This is a genomic window from Acinetobacter sp. ANC_7655, assembly GCF_056784015.1.
The window spans coordinates 77864-93264 of record NZ_JBWYJB010000003.1; the positions used below are offsets into that span (position 1 = coordinate 77864).

The window sequence follows — 15401 nt, forward strand, 5'->3', positions numbered from 1 at the left end:
ATGATGAAATTGATTGAAATGAATGAAAAGTATTGTAAATAAAGGATTTGATTATGGCACAAAGCATGCAACATGTGATCATTACTGAACCAGGCGGCGTTGAGAAGTTGGCTTATGAAACGGTTGATATTCCGCAACCTAAAGACAATGAAGTCTTGGTGAAAGTACATGCTTTCGGCATTAACCGTCCTGATATTTTACAGCGCCAAGGTTTATATCCAATGCCTAAAGGGGTCACACCTGTACCTGGGTTAGAGGTATCAGGGGAAGTCGTTGCAGTAGGGGCTGAGGTAAACGCCTATCAGGTGGGGGATCAAGTGTGTGGACTCACCAATGGTGGTGGTTATGCGGAATACTGTGTGGTGCCTGAATCTCAGCTGATTAATATTCCTGCAGGGGTGAGTCATATTCAAGCTGCTGCAATTCCAGAAACATTTTTTACCGTTTGGGCGAATATTTTTCAAATGGGCAAAGCTAAAGCGGGGGAAACGGCTTTAATCCATGGCGGAACCAGTGGGATTGGAACAACAGCATTAATGTTGTGTAAAGCATTTGGCTTAAAAACTTTTGCGACTGTTGGCTCAGATGAGAAAGTAAAAGCAATTCAAGATTTGACGCATGCAATTAATTATAAAACGGAAGACTTTGAACAGGTCATTCAGCAAGCGACGGAAGAAAATGGCGTAGATATTGTCTTAGATATGGTTGGAGCGCCTTATTTAGCCCAAAACTTGAATGTATTACGTCGTGATGGGCGTTTGGTTTATATCGCATTTCTTGGAGGAGCTAAAGCTGACGGCGTAAAATTAGGTCAAATCATGATGAAGCGTTTAACCATTACTGGCTCAACCATGCGTGCACGTACCACAGCAGAAAAAGCCAAAATCGCTCAAGATTTAAAGACACATGTTGCGCCGTTATGGGCAAAAGGTGAATGTCTACCGATGATTTATAAAACTTTTAATTTTGATGAGATTCAAGCGGCTCATTTGGCAATGAATGCAGGTGATCACATTGGTAAAATTGTGGTGAAAGTCTTGGATTAATCTCAACCACCTATGTTCGATTGAGTCAGCGCTGAGGATGAATAATCTGCTTCGTCCCAACAGACTTTAGATTATTCATCTGCTAACCAATTCTTAGACTGTTCATTGCTTGCGTCCAATCTTGGCAAGAACAGCGCGGACAATCTTGAAGTGGTTGTTGAAGTTCAGTACAGAATCCACAATGTGTACACGCATATATTACGCTAGGTTTTACCTTGTATATTGATTGAGCTTGATCTGGAAAAATTGGTAAGCCATATTTAACTTGCTCATCGGGATAAAACAAAATACTGAAATTCCCATCGGACTCTAATAGACCGACTCGAATTTGACCTAAATGCTCAACAGATTGACGACGCATTTCCGAAAAGAACTCATCATGCGACATATTGCCTTGTTTGAATGCTTCAAGGACGAGCATGCCATCTTTCACGATGTAGCAGGATTTACCTTCAACCAAGTCTTCGAAAGGCTGATATTTCATCATTAACCACGTTGTGGTGCGGTAAAGCAAGATGATCACACTCATGACGACTACGGCTTGAATTAAGGGTAAATCCTCCGTAAACATTGGATCTCCAGCAATCGATCCAAGACAAAGAATAATGGCAACTTCAAAGATGGAGAGTTGTCTAACCCCTCGCTTGCCAGTCAAACGAAGAAAAAGAATGATGAGTAAATACATCACCACACATCGGATTAAAATTTCAAAAACAAACACCCATGTGGTGTCGTAAAAAAAGATAGAAGCAAAATCCATTTGTTCCTCAATTTTCTAGGTGATTCTACTTAAGCTATCAAGCGCCAAAAAAAAGAAATACAGAATTATTGTCGAATTATTATGACTTTATGTAGATGTGGTGCGTGACTTGAATATTAAATCATGTTGTTTAAAAGATAGGGAGTGGAATTACAGTTGTTAATGTTAATCAGGATTTTGAATATATGAGATAAGGTTGGCATTTTTTATTCATTACAATGATCCGAAATGTTTGTTATGTATTTGTAATATTCTGTTATATTCTTATGGTTGCATGTTTCGGTGTTTAACCAAGAGTTAAGGTGTATTTTGGATTCATTCCGTAATCGCGTTCTGTTCATATTTGCTGGATTAACCATTATCCTTGGGATATGCGTATCGCTGTATATTGGAAATATCGCATCTCAGCACTTGGCTAAAGCCAGTGGACAGACCCTACATGTCGCAGCAAAAAATATCAGTAATGCCTTGGCAGCTTCTCTTGCCGAACGCGAGCGCGAAATGGTGCTGCTCAGCCAATCTCCATTCTTTTCAGAAGCAAGTCTAGATGATCCACGTGTTCGTACACGCTTGGAACAAGTCAAAAATGCGTATGTCTATTATGCTTGGATGGGGGTAACAGATTTAAACGGTGATGTTCAAATTGCTGCGGATGGTATTCTTGAAGGTGAAAACGTTTCTTCACGGCCATGGTTTAAGGCAGGTTTACAGGGTACATACTTAGGTGATGTGCATGAAGCTGTGTTATTGGCAAAAAAAATTCAAGCTTTAAATCCTCATGAGCCGATGCGTTTTATTGATTTCGCAACACCAATCTATGATCCAAATACTCAAAAATTAAAAGGTGTGTTAGCTGCACATGCAGATTGGGAGTGGGCACGTCATATTCTCAATAAAGCATTATCTCAAACAGCATCTCAGCGTGGCATAGAAGTCTTTATCTTAAACAAACAGGGTGAACTGCTGTATCCATTTAAAAGTATTGGACGAGTCAAGCCACCTCAACTTAAAGTCAACGATGCACTTTATTATATTGATGATTGGAATGAAGGGCAGGATTTCTTAACCGCAAATATTGCGGTGGAGTCCGAGACTAAAAGTGATATTGGTTGGCATGTGGTAATTCGTCAACCTTTGGCGATTGCTTTGGCAGATATGCGTGATTTGCAGTTCAAAATCTTCCTGATTGGTTTATTCGTCTCGCTGTTTATCTTTTATGTGATTTATCAACTTGCCAATAAATTGAGCAGACCCATTGAGGCTTTAGCTAAATCGGCTTATGCGGTCGAACAGGGAGACGTGCATACGGCATTTCATAGTCAAAGCAGCATCCGTGAAATCCAAGGATTATCACATTCTCTACAAAGCATGACGCAAACCTTATTGGAACAGAAACAACAATTGCTTGAGGCAAACCAATCTCTAGAGCGTAAGGTTCAAGAGCGCACTCGAGCACTTGAATTGGCTAATCTTGAGTTGATTCGATTGTCACGACATGACGCATTAACAGGTTTACACAATCGCCGTGCTTTAAACGAACAACTTGAATACTTATTTGGTCAACATAAAAGAAATCAAATTGGCTATGCAGCACTTATATTGGATGTCGATTATTTTAAGCAAGTCAACGATCAATATGGTCATGATCAAGGGGATCAAGTGTTACAACAAGTAGCAAAAATCCTTGATCAAGCAACGCGTGAAACCGATTTTGTGGCACGTTATGGTGGTGAAGAATTTGTAATTTTATTGCCTGCAACACATCTGATGGGTGCGCAAGTTTTGGCAGAGAAAATTCGTACATTGGTGGAACAAGCTGTTATTTTGGCAGAGAAAACTTTGACCGTCAGTATTGGTGTCAGTGTGACTGATCTCAACGATGCTGATGCTTATGCCATTCTTAAACGAGCAGATCGACATCTTTATCAAGCAAAAGCCAATGGTCGAAATCAAACTGTGATCGATGCTTAAATAAAGCATCCACATTTTGTTAAACTCAGTATTCTCTCATTGGACTAAACACCTGACGTGACTTCATTCGAAATTCAATCCAGTTCTTCTGCACAACTTGTTCAAGATCATAAGCTACGGGTTTTGATTAATCAGATTGAGCAGCAAAAATTACAATTATCCGCATGGCAACACGCCCAAGAAGAAATTCGTACCTACACGCAGAAGAAACTTATTCCTGTCTATCGTGATGTTTATCAAGTGCTGTTTCAGCAATTACAAAGTCTATGGAATAGCCTAAGTCAAATTGATTTAAATAAGTCGTCTCAAAAGGTTGTGGAAGAGAAGTGTTTTAACTTGACCCAAATGTTGAGCAAATCAAATATGCTCAATGAAACTCAACTTGAGACAGTTGAAAAATTACATATTTATTTCGAACAGGTGTTTGCTCAACCACGAAATAAGCAAGATAAAAAGAACAACTTCGAATCTAGTCAAGCACCAGATGCTCATGGTGAACAAAATGATTCAACGATTGATGACGATTCATTGTGGGACAAAGCGCAGTATCAACAAGCAAGGCAGCAAGCCAAACTTAAACGGCAGCAAGATAAACAAGCCGAAGCAGAAAAGTTAGTGAATCAATCCCTGAAAACAGTATATCTCAAAACAGCTTCTATCATTCATCCAGACCGTGAACCGGATGAATCCAAGAAGGCTGCAAAGACGGCATTATTACAACGTGTTAATGAAGCTTATGAACAAGAGGATTTATTCACGCTATTGAAGTTACAACTTGAAGTCGAGCAACTTCAAGTCGGTATACAGAAAGCTATTCAGCAAGATCAATTGAAGTACTATCAACAAGTATTGCAAGCACAGAGTTTAACTTTAGAAAAGCAAATCCAGATATTGATTAATAGCTTAGTGTGGTCAAACAAGGCAAAAATTGAAGTACAAAAAACTCAAGGTGCTTTAAATATTCAAAAGCTCTATCAACAGATTGACCAAGATGTTTCATCGTTAAAACAACAACTCAAATTGGAAAAGCAGCGTTTAATGGAAATGTCAAAAGCTTCCGGGTTAGCATTTTTGATTGAACATTCACTTCTTTGAATCCAAAACATACGAGCTATAAATAGCTGTTACTGACATCTACTCATTCCGTATTTCTCAATGATTGATTGTCCTATTATTAAAAAATTAATATTATAATTTATATAAAATGTGTATTTTGTCGCATTTATTTGATGTATTGACCATAATATAACGATAATGTTCTAAAAACTAAAACTAGGAATAACATGAAAAGTAAAAAAGTCTCAGACATTATGATTGAAGTGTTGGAACAAGTCGGCGTAAAGCACTGTTACGGCATTGTTGGAGATACGCTTAATCACTTTACCGATTCTTTATCGCGTAGTTCTATTCAATGGATCAATGTTCGCCATGAAGAAGTAGGTGCATTTGCAGCAGGTGCAGATTCATTGATGAGTGGCAATTTAACAGTATGTGCTGGCTCATGTGGTCCTGGAAGCTTGCATTTTATTAATGGTCTGTACGAATCACACCGTAATGGTGCGCCTGTGGTTTTGATCGCAAGCCAACTTTCAACCGAACAAGCAGGCTATTTAGATTTTCCCCAATATGTCGACTTTAAAGAAATTTATAAAAGTTGTTCTGTATATTGCGAGGAGATCAAAGCAGCCAGTCAAGTCAGACATGTGATGACATTGGCCTGTCAGGCAGCACTGAATAAACGTGGCGTAGCGGTGGTCATTATGCCAACCAATATCAGCAGTCAATATATTCAGGAATCATTGGATTTCAGGGTACATCATCCGCAGCCTGAAACTACGCCTAATCCTGCTGAACTTCATCAGATTAAAAACTTCATCAATGCTCATCAAAAAGTCACGATTTATGCGGGTATTGGAGCTCAGCATGCTCACGATGAAGTGGTTGAACTTTCGAAAAAATTAAATGCACCCGTTGTGCATACCTCACGTGCGAAACATTTTATTGAATATGATAATCCTCATAATATGGGGATGAATGGTATGTATGGTAATAAAGCAGCCTTACATGCGATTAATCATAGTGAGGTATTGTTACTGCTTGGAACGGACTTTGCGTGGCCACAGTTTTATCCTAAACACGCGAAGATTATTCAAATCGATGTCGATGCTACTCATTTAGGTCGTCGCTATCCTATAGATTTTGGTGCTGTTGGACATATTGCACCAACGCTGCGTGCATTAATCCCTTTAGTTGAAAACAAGCAGAACCAACACTTTATTCAAGAGTGCTTAGATTTAAAGAAAGTTGCAGATGCAGCTCGTTTGAAAGAAGAGCGTATAGGTAAAGATGGTTTGATCCACCCGCAATATGTGGTGGCGCTTCTCAACAAATATGCAGATGATGATGCATTTTTCACTGGAGATGCAGGCTCATCGAAACTATGGATGCTTCGTCACATCGATACCAATGGTAAGCGTAAATTGCTATGTAGTTTACTGCACGGTACGATGGCAAACTCGATGCCTCAAGCACTCGGGATTAAAAAAGCCTTTCCTGAACGTCAGGTGATTGCGCTATGTGGTGATGGTGGTCTGAGTATGCTGTTGGGTGATCTCATGACCATCGTACAGGAAAAGTTGCCGATCAAAATTGTTGTCTTTAATAACCATTCGCTCAATTTTGTAGAGCTTGAACAAAAAGTTGATGGCTTACTGGATAATTTTACCAAATTAGCGAACCCTGATTTTGGCAAAGTCGCTGAAGCGATCGGGATTTATGGCATGACTCAAAAAGATGGTCATGGTTTGGAAACAGCTATTCAGAAATTTTTAGCTCATGATGGTCCTGCACTAATCGATATTCATACCAACCCTGTAGAGTTGGTGATGCCACCAGAACCAAAATTTGAGCAAGTGAAGGCGACTTCATTGTATGCGATGAAGGCGGTTTTAGCTGGTCGAGGAGATGAGGTAAAAGATCTAATCGTGAATAATTTTATAAAATAAAATCGTTCGTCTCTTTAATCATTTTTTATGACAGTTTCTTCAAGTACTCACGGGATATTTATATCTGCTAGGCTTGAAGAAGCTTTTTTATACCGTTAAGTAAAATTCTAATAAAGAATACAGTAAATTTACAATAAAAAATATCTTAAAAAATAAGTATTAACCCTTCATAAAATCATTTTGATCAATATCGTCATTGTTCAAACTGCTCATAGTTTCTATAACTGTGTTCTATTTTTGATTCAGTCATGATCAAGATGTGGAGTTCATTTGATCTATGAGAATATCAAATAGATCAAAATAATAATGGTAAAAATCACATAAATTAATGAACGGTTCGCGTATTAAGGTTTAATGATGAGAAGTTTTTTTCAAGTATTTTCACTTTCTATTCTTTCTTCAAGTGTATGGGCAGGTGCAGATTGGGATTATTACCACCCTGAACAATGGAACAAGCTAAGCCCGAACTATGCAGCTTGTTCTGGTCAGAATCAGTCACCAATTAACATTGAGCGTTCTGTAAAAGCGGATTTGAAACCATTGCAGTTTAGCTATCAAACTTTGATTCAACGTATTCATAACAATGGTCATACGGTTCAAGTCGACTTTAAAGAAGGCGGAGAGTTGATGCTGGATGGTGATCGTTTTCAACTCAAGCAGTTTCATTTGCATACCCCAAGTGAAAATAAAATCCATGGCAAACAATATCCGCTAGAAATCCATTTTGTACATGCCAATGCCAAAGGAGAGCTGGCTGTCGTGGGGATGATGTATGCACAAGGTGCAGAGAATCCGCAATTGGCAAGAATATGGAATTCATTACCGAAGCAAAAAGGGCAAACAGTTGAGTTAAAACAGCCCCAGTCTGTTAATCATTTATTGCCAAAGAATTTGGATTATTATCGTTTTAGTGGGTCGCTCACCACACCTCCATGTTCCGAGGGTTTTCGCTGGCTAATTTTAAAAGAGATTCAAACAGCCTCAGCCAAACAGATTGAGGACTTTGCAGAATTACTGGGACATCCGAATAATCGACCTATTCAGCCGTTGAATGGCCGTGTAGTTGTGGAGAATTGATAAAAAGGGAGTGGGGGAAATATTGATAGAGCATAGAATTCTCTAATAATTTTCTCCTCTCCCTATGGGATGATAAGCAATGCTTTGCAAGGGGATGAGGGATAGAGCAATAGTTAAAATCTGAAAAGCAACGGTTGATGTCTATGACGGAAGAGAGTGGTATCGGGATGTTGTTGGAATGTGGGATATTTTAGTTTTTTTTATTTTTAGTTTGAATAAGTGCAGTAAGGTACGTTATTTTAAAGATGACAAGACTTATGTCTAAATTAAATGTTCATTCATTTTTATATACATACAAAAAGAGAAAAAGAATAAATGAGTTTTTTCATCATCTTAGCTTTTATTGTGGTTGCAATATTATTCACAGCTTATAAATTATTTGGTTCAAATTTAGCGCACCGTACCGTTGTCGAAGCTCAACAGGAGAATCAAGAGCCTAAGAGTCGGTCAGGTTTTGTTAAAGTGGATTTAACTGATGCTTCAACAGTCGTCATTTCATTGGCACAGGATAGTTTCATTCGCTTTAAAAACCAAAATCGTGTAATGAGTGTTGAAACCGTACAAGAACCCAAAAATAATCGATATTGTTATTATGCTTGTAATTTTGGTGATGATCCTTATGAAAGGAATATTGAGCTGAATTTAGAACTGAATGGTAAGAGTTTCCAATTTGAAAAAGTCTATGATCTTTCCCTTAAACAAACCAATGAGATCATTGAGGGAATTGAGTTCGAGCAAAGGTGGTCGAAAGCGAATAGTTCATTAGAAGATGCTTTTCAAGATTACAAACGCTTTATGCAGGATTTACTTGATTTAGGATGTCAAAACTATTTTGGTCTAGATGATATTCGTTATAAAAAAGAAGACTACAACAAAATTCTAGTTTCTGGTGATCATACTTGTCTCGCCCCTGATCTCATTCAATTTGATGAATTTAAATCTGTATTAGAATCCGAAGACTTTTTATCTCTTGATAGTTACTTTTATGTGGGGGATTTTGAAATTTCTATTTTTTATAACCGTGATTACTCAGCCACATTTGAGATACGGTACTTAGCTTCAATATACAGTGCTTTAAGTTTTTATGGTGCTGATGATTTATATCTAGATGAATTATCAATCAATGAAAAACAAATAAAACTAGAAAAATACAGACAAGAGTGTTTATTGGGTCGTAAGGAAGAAGAGGAGGAGATCAAGAAAGCAGGGTTTGAAGTTGATGAAGGTTATAACGATCCTTTCATTCAATTTAAGATTTAGCTTAATTCAAGCAAAAAATAATGAAGATCATAATGAAAAGTTCTCTCCCTATGGGAGAGGAGAATGAAAAAGATCCCCAACTATTAGAATTCGCCAAAAGCATGCGCCACACCGCCACCGATGCTGAAAATCTGATGTGGCAACTTCTACGTGCCAAGCGATTTATGAATCTTAAATTTCGCCGTCAGCATGTGATCAAACCTTATATTGTGGATTTTTACTGTCATGAAATTGGTTTAGTGATTGAGTTGGATGGTAGTCAGCATGGATTGGATGATGCAATTGAATATGATGCTGACCGGACGAAGCTTTTAGAAGCTTTGGGTTTAACTGTTGTACGGTATTGGAATCCTGATGTGTTGAGTCGGACGGAGGTGGTTTTAGAACACTTATGGCAAGTATGTTCCGATTTGCAAGTGAATAAGGGATGAAAGCTCCTTCTCCCTTTGGGAGAAGGCGGGGGGAGGGATTCTTAAAAAAATTTAAAAAAACCTCTCCCTAACCCTCTCCTAAAAGGAGAGGGAAAACTCCATTGTGAAATTCATATTGGTATTAAATCAAATGATGCTCCCTCTCCCTTTGGGATGAGAAGCGCTGCTTCGCAAGGGGGTGAGGGCTATCTTTTTAAATTAATAATATCTTTTAAAGCCTGTAAAGTACTATTTGAACTCTGTGCTTCAATTTTATTTTTTTCCAATTCGATAGTTGTTTCATCTTTTTTAAGAACAAAATTTCTTTCTGTTTTTAGTAAGGTCTCTAAAGCATTCGACAATAATTTAAAATTTCCATTATCTTTAGCAAGATATAATGCTAAAAATTTGTTTTCTAAGTTGGTAAGCTCATTGTTTAAATATTTAATATCATCTAAGCTTTTCTTATATAAGTTTAAGAAAAAGAATGAAAATATTTCAATAAAAATTAATAAAAATGCTCGAGGTAAAGTTTCTATTGCTAATTGGTGTATATCTGAATAAATAGTATTAGTAAAAAAAACTTTTTCAGCAATTAATGCTATTGCTACAATGCTTAGTAGTATTCCAATATATAATTGAAAATTCCCTGTTAATCTGACATAGCGAATTTCTCTTTTAATACGGGAGATTGATACATCAGTGATTTCTTCGAGATTATTTATTTTTATTTTATTTTCAAGATTAATTAGATATTCACTAGTTATATTTTCCTCAAATTGCTGATTTAACTTAATGATTAAATCTTTTTTTTCTTCCTCACTAATTTTTAATGTTGATGCTAATTTTATCTCAGCTAATTTCTTAAGTTCACTTTCAAACTCTTCAACTTTTTTATTAATCCCATCATTTTTTGAATCTTTATTTTTGTCTAGAAATTTATTAAAAAGCATAAAACCGAATACTGCGAACATAGTGATCGGTATTAGAAAGATATATAAATAGCTAGATAAAGTTTTTAGCATATCTGGTATGTGATTATTTGCTATGAGTTCAAAAGAAAGATTTCCTATAAGACTCATGAGTATAGTTATAAAGGTAATTAGTAATACATGATGTGATTTTTCTTTCATATTAAAATAATAAAGGGCTGAATAATCAGCCCTTTATACTACAAATTTGGTTAAATTAACAACACATTACAGCGCTGCAATTTGCTCCATATTCGCTTTAATTTTCGCTAACTGATCAGCAAACTCAGCAAGTTTTACTTTCTCGCCTTCAACCACAGCAGCAGGTGCTTTCGCCACAAAACCTTCGTTAGAAAGTTTGTTGGCAATTTGGTCATGCTGTTTTTGAACCTTGTCTAAGTCTTTTTGTAGACGACCCAACTCCGCTTTCGGGTCAATTAAACCCTTCATTGGAACGAATACAGACACATGACCTACAACAGAAGATGATGACAATGGTGGTTGTTCAGCATCAGCCAAGAACGTAATGCTTTCAACTTTTGCCAATGCTTTAAACAATGGTTCAATACGGGCAATCTGTGCTTTTTCTGCATCCGTCGTGTTTTGAAGTAGAACAGGCAACAAGCGAGCATTACCTAGACCCATCTCACCACGGATATTACGTACCGCACCAATCAAACCTTGAAGCCATTGCATATCAGCTTCAGCTTGTTCATTAATTAACGCTTGGTCAGCAACAGGATACTGCGCCAGCATAATCGTTTCGCCAGAAATGTTTAACTTCGGCGCAAGCGTTTGCCAAATTTCTTCTGTTAAGTAAGGCATTAATGGATGTGCCAAACGTAAAGATGCTTCCATCACAGAAAGAAGAACACGACGCACTTCAGCTTTACGCTCAACCGATACGTTTTCATCATTCAGAACAGGCTTAGTCAGCTCTACATACCAGTCACAGTATTCATTCCAAATGAACTCGTAAATCGCTTGTGCAGCCAAGTCTAAACGGTAGGTTGCAAATGCTGTTTGCACTGCTTGTTCCGCTTTTTGTAGACGGCTCACGATCCACTGTTCAGGCAATTCCCAAAGGTCTTGACGCACCTCTTGACCAATCACTTGCTCTTCGCAGTTCATCATCACGAAACGAGTTGCGTTCCAGATTTTATTCGCAAAGTTACGGTAACCTTCAACACGTTTCATGTCGAATTTAATGTCACGACCTGTGTTTGCAAGCGCACAGAATGTGAAACGAACTGCATCTGTACCGTAAGATTGAATACCTTCAGGGAATTCTTTACGTGTTGATTTTTCAATCTTCGCTGCTTGTTTCGGGTTCATCAAACCTGTTGTGCGTTTTTGTACTAAAGTTTCAAGATCCACACCGTCAATCAAATCTAATGGGTCAAGTACGTTACCCTTAGACTTAGACATCTTCTGACCTTCGCCATCACGAACCAAACCGTGTACATACACAGTTTTAAACGGCACTTGTGGCGTACCATCTTCATTTTTCATGAAGTGCATCGTAAGCATAATCATACGCGCAACCCAGAAGAAGATGATGTCGAAACCTGTTACAAGAACATCAGTCGGGTGGAACGTATTTAAGAAGTAGTTTTCTTTATCTTTCGCTTCGTCACCCGTCCAACCTAAAGTTGAGAACGTCCAAAGACCCGATGAGAACCATGTATCAAGTACATCTTCATCTTGATCTAATTGAACATCGGCAGGAATGTTGTTTTTCTCACGAACTTCAGCTTCATTGCGACCTACGTAAACATTACCTTCTGCATCGTACCAAGCAGGGATACGGTGACCCCACCACAATTGACGAGAGATACACCAATCTTGAATGTTGTTCATCCAAGCCATGTACATGTTGCTGTACTGCTCAGGTACAAATTTGATGTCGCCATCTTTTACGGCTTTGATTGCAGGTTCAGCAAGCGGTGCAATCTTCACGTACCATTGGTCTGTTAATAACGGCTCAACGATTACACCTGAACGGTCTCCACGAGGTGGTTTCAACGTGTACGGTTGAATTTGGTCTAACCAACCTTCGCTTTCAGCTTGTTCTACTAATTTTTTACGTGCTTCAAAACGCTCTAAACCAACATAGTCCGCGGGGGCAGGGATGGTTTTAGAAATTTGCTCGCCCGCTTTTGCGATATATTCAAACTCAGCAAGCACTTCAGCATTTTTGTTGAAGATGTTGATGATTGGCAATTCGCAACGTTTACCCACTTCATAGTCATTGAAGTCATGCGCAGGGGTGATTTTTACACAGCCTGTACCGAATTCTTTATCAACATATTCATCTTTAACGATAGGAACCGCACGACCTGTGATTGGTAGGATGATGTTTTGACCTACAAGATGCGCATAACGTTCATCATCAAGTGCAACAGCAACCGCTGTATCACCTAATAAGGTTTCAGGACGAGTGGTTGCAACAACGATGTGATCTTTACCATCGTGGGTACGAAGTGATTTGTCTTCAAAGAAGTATTTAAAGTGCCAGAGTGAGCCTGCTTCTTCTTTATCAGACTCAACTTCAAGGTCAGAAAGCGCAGTTTGGAGTTTTGGATCCCAGTTGACTAGGCGTTTACCACGGTAAATCAAGCCTTCTTCGTGAAGTTTTACAAACACTTCTTTCACTGCGTTTGATAAACCTTCATCCATGGTGAAGCGTTCACGTGACCAGTCGACAGAAGAACCTAAACGACGAATTTGACGGGTAATGTTACCGCCAGACTGTTCTTTCCATTCCCATACTTTTTCGATGAACTTTTCACGACCAAGATCATGACGGCTAATGCCTTCGGCACCCAACTGACGCTCTACAACCATCTGCGTTGCGATACCTGCATGATCCGTACCTGGTTGCCATAGGGTGTTGAAGCCAGACATACGTTTATGACGTGTCAAAGCGTCCATGATGGCATTGTTAAAACCATGACCCATGTGCAAGCTACCAGTGACGTTTGGTGGCGGAATCATGATACAGAAAGACTCGCCTTTTTCAGACGGCTTAAAGTAACCGCGTTCTTCCCAAGTTTGGTACCATTTTTTCTCGATCTCGGTCGGATCGTAGGTTGTAGCAATATTTTGCGCTGAATCAGTCATAGTTCGAACAGATCAAAAGTAGATAAAAAATTGCATCTATTGTAGCAAAAAAAATGCATGGAGAGGCACGTTAAGCAAATGCATTCTCGTTTCAAATCACACACAATCGAACAGTAATTGATTTTGAATAACACTAAAGCCAGCGTCAACTCGCGGAAACGGCCTGACAATAAAGGATAACAATCGCATGACCTATACTATTTCTTTGCGCTTACAACCTGAAACTTATCAGCAATATCAAACCATTCACCAAAAACTCAATGCAGGAGATCGTGAAGCGCAAGCTAAAATTCTTGGAGATAATCTGTCCAAAATTGCTTGTGAGATTATTGATCAAGCCTTTGGCACACTGGTCAAAGATTCTAATGCAAAGGATCAAGACTCAGCAAAAGTATTGAAACAAGTGCAAGATGTAATCTTGAAATACATGCCTTGGTCGGTATCATTTTTTGGTAATGATCGCTTAATGCCTATGGTGAATCATGTACAAAGTTTGATGTATGAACAAGATGGAAAATACTATATTTCGTACCCAGTTGAAAAAGTTATTGTGAATGAGCTACTGGGCTGTGCAGAACGTATGCGTGAAGGTCAAAACCAATATGTTGCCCCTGGCTTAAAAGCATTCACTAAAGTGGTTGATCAAGGTGTTACGAGCTTAATTCGTGAACCTAAAAAAATGCTGAAATTTAATATGGTGGTGGATAAAACCTTAAATGGTGTGATCAGTCTGACCACAGGATTGGGCTATAAGCGATTTGAAAATTTAAGCAAAATTCATGATGCACAAAGTATCGTGAAGTACTTTGACCATTTTTTGGTTTTTCTTGATAATGAAGGACAGCAAAAAGCAAAATTAAATGCTTAAACCATAAGGATAAAGGGAATGGCAAAGTTGGAACAGCTTGATCAGAAAGTGGTATGGATTACAGGCGCATCATCGGGTCTTGGTAAAGCGTTGGCTGCTGAATGTGCCAGTTTAGGGGCACAGGTTATTTTGACGGCTCGTCGTTTTGAAGAGCTAGAAACGGTTAGACAGTCTTTGGCGCACCCAGAACGACATATTTCCATTAAAGCGGATATCACAGATGAATCCCAAGTTCGTCATGCTTATGAACAAGTTCTCCAACAAAAGGGACGTATTGATTGGTTAATCAATAATGCAGGTCTATCACAACGTGCATTAATTAAAGATACGACCATGCAAACTGAACGTGCGATCATGGAAGTTGATTATTTTTCTCAAGTCTTTTTAACTAAAACGGTTTTGCCGACTTTTCAGCAACAGAAGTCAGGACGAATTGCCTTTATCTCAAGTGTCGCTGGGTTATTGGGCACACAATATCGTGCGACTTATTCGGCAGCCAAAGGTGCGATTCATATGTGGGCGAATAGCTTACGTGCTGAAGTTGCGCAAGATGGTGTGGGTGTCTCGGTAATTTTCCCAGGATTTGTGAAAACCAATGTGTCCTTTAACGCATTAAACGGTGAAGGAAAGCCCCAAGGTTATCAAGATGAGGCTATTGAAAATGGTTTAGAAGCAGAGGAATTTGCTAAACAAACCGTACAGGCATTATTGAAAGGGGATGAGTATATTGTCGTGGGTGGGGCAAAAGAAAAATTAGGCGTCTTTATTTCACGGTTATCACCAGCAATACTGTATCGAATGATCCGAAAAATGAAAGTAAAGTAAATTTTAATGATCATGCACTTATCGATGAGAAAAATTTAATCAACTATGTTTGGGTTTTTATCTCAATGATCATGCGAGTGATAAG

The 15401-nt window shown here is 38.5% G+C and carries 12 protein-coding genes; 9 read left to right on the plus strand and 3 right to left on the minus strand.

All coding sequences use genetic code 11. From position 1 onward, the window contains the following. Positions 1 to 53 precede the first annotated feature (53 nt). Entirely contained in the window at positions 54 to 1046 is a 993-nt protein-coding gene (locus tag AC1M9N_RS05590) for an NAD(P)H-quinone oxidoreductase (RefSeq protein ID WP_481954403.1), read from the plus strand. An 82-nt stretch (positions 1047 to 1128) separates the two neighbouring features. On the opposite strand, the gene AC1M9N_RS05595 is transcribed toward AC1M9N_RS05590, so the two are convergent. Continuing rightward, a complete protein-coding gene (locus AC1M9N_RS05595; RefSeq protein ID WP_481611753.1) occupies positions 1129 to 1806 on the minus strand; it encodes a YetF domain-containing protein in 678 nt (225 codons plus the stop codon). A 309-nt stretch (positions 1807 to 2115) separates the two neighbouring features. Between AC1M9N_RS05595 and AC1M9N_RS05600 the strand changes: the two genes are divergently transcribed. From AC1M9N_RS05600 to AC1M9N_RS05625, 6 genes are all read left to right on the plus strand, one after another. Continuing rightward, positions 2116 to 3777, plus strand: a complete 1662-nt coding sequence (locus tag AC1M9N_RS05600; protein WP_481593897.1) for a sensor domain-containing diguanylate cyclase — start codon at positions 2116 to 2118, stop codon at positions 3775 to 3777. 57 nt (positions 3778 to 3834) lie between these two features. Further along, positions 3835 to 4872 (plus strand): molecular chaperone DnaJ, encoded by a 1038-nt coding sequence (locus tag AC1M9N_RS05605; protein WP_481609819.1) that lies wholly within the window; start codon positions 3835 to 3837, stop codon positions 4870 to 4872. Between the two features lie 188 nt (positions 4873 to 5060). Further along, positions 5061 to 6782, plus strand: coding sequence for a thiamine pyrophosphate-dependent enzyme (locus tag AC1M9N_RS05610; protein WP_481954404.1), 1722 nt, complete (start codon positions 5061 to 5063; stop codon positions 6780 to 6782). Between the two features lie 357 nt (positions 6783 to 7139). Then, complete coding sequence (locus AC1M9N_RS05615; RefSeq protein ID WP_481954405.1) at positions 7140 to 7859, plus strand: carbonic anhydrase; 720 nt, start codon at positions 7140 to 7142, stop codon at positions 7857 to 7859. A 315-nt stretch (positions 7860 to 8174) separates the two neighbouring features. Further along, positions 8175 to 9119, plus strand: coding sequence for a hypothetical protein (locus tag AC1M9N_RS05620; protein ID WP_481954406.1), 945 nt, complete (start codon positions 8175 to 8177; stop codon positions 9117 to 9119). Positions 9120 to 9151: 32 nt separating this feature from the next. Further along, positions 9152 to 9550: an endonuclease domain-containing protein gene (locus AC1M9N_RS05625; RefSeq protein WP_481954407.1), complete on the plus strand. Its 399-nt coding sequence runs from the start codon at positions 9152 to 9154 to the stop codon at positions 9548 to 9550. Positions 9551 to 9735: 185 nt separating this feature from the next. Here the strand turns inward: AC1M9N_RS05625 and AC1M9N_RS05630 are convergent, their stop codons facing one another. Then, entirely contained in the window at positions 9736 to 10662 is a 927-nt protein-coding gene (locus AC1M9N_RS05630; RefSeq protein WP_481954408.1) for a hypothetical protein, read from the minus strand. 66 nt (positions 10663 to 10728) lie between these two features. Next, positions 10729 to 13623, minus strand: a complete 2895-nt coding sequence (locus AC1M9N_RS05635; protein WP_481954409.1) for a valine--tRNA ligase — start codon at positions 13621 to 13623, stop codon at positions 10729 to 10731. A 187-nt stretch (positions 13624 to 13810) separates the two neighbouring features. Between AC1M9N_RS05635 and AC1M9N_RS05640 the strand changes: the two genes are divergently transcribed. After that, a complete protein-coding gene (locus AC1M9N_RS05640; protein WP_481954410.1) occupies positions 13811 to 14491 on the plus strand; it encodes a hypothetical protein in 681 nt (226 codons plus the stop codon). Positions 14492 to 14509: 18 nt separating this feature from the next. Then, positions 14510 to 15316: an SDR family NAD(P)-dependent oxidoreductase gene (locus AC1M9N_RS05645; RefSeq protein WP_035266703.1), complete on the plus strand. Its 807-nt coding sequence runs from the start codon at positions 14510 to 14512 to the stop codon at positions 15314 to 15316. The last annotated feature ends 85 nt before the right edge of the window (positions 15317 to 15401 follow it).

What these genes read in the sequence shown, in the direction of transcription:
- AC1M9N_RS05590 (WP_481954403.1), top strand. Translation starts at nt 54, where the DNA reads ATGGCACAAAGCATGCAACATGTGATCATTACTGAACCAGGCGGCGTT.
- AC1M9N_RS05595 (WP_481611753.1), bottom strand. Translation starts at nt 1,806, where the DNA reads ATGGATTTTGCTTCTATCTTTTTTTACGACACCACATGGGTGTTTGTT.
- AC1M9N_RS05610 (WP_481954404.1), top strand. Translation starts at nt 5,061, where the DNA reads ATGAAAAGTAAAAAAGTCTCAGACATTATGATTGAAGTGTTGGAACAA.
- AC1M9N_RS05615 (WP_481954405.1), top strand. Translation starts at nt 7,140, where the DNA reads ATGAGAAGTTTTTTTCAAGTATTTTCACTTTCTATTCTTTCTTCAAGT.
- AC1M9N_RS05620 (WP_481954406.1), top strand. Translation starts at nt 8,175, where the DNA reads ATGAGTTTTTTCATCATCTTAGCTTTTATTGTGGTTGCAATATTATTC.
- AC1M9N_RS05625 (WP_481954407.1), top strand. Translation starts at nt 9,152, where the DNA reads ATGAAAAGTTCTCTCCCTATGGGAGAGGAGAATGAAAAAGATCCCCAA.
- AC1M9N_RS05630 (WP_481954408.1), bottom strand. Translation starts at nt 10,662, where the DNA reads ATGAAAGAAAAATCACATCATGTATTACTAATTACCTTTATAACTATA.
- AC1M9N_RS05635 (WP_481954409.1), bottom strand. Translation starts at nt 13,623, where the DNA reads ATGACTGATTCAGCGCAAAATATTGCTACAACCTACGATCCGACCGAG.
- AC1M9N_RS05640 (WP_481954410.1), top strand. Translation starts at nt 13,811, where the DNA reads ATGACCTATACTATTTCTTTGCGCTTACAACCTGAAACTTATCAGCAA.
- AC1M9N_RS05645 (WP_035266703.1), top strand. Translation starts at nt 14,510, where the DNA reads ATGGCAAAGTTGGAACAGCTTGATCAGAAAGTGGTATGGATTACAGGC.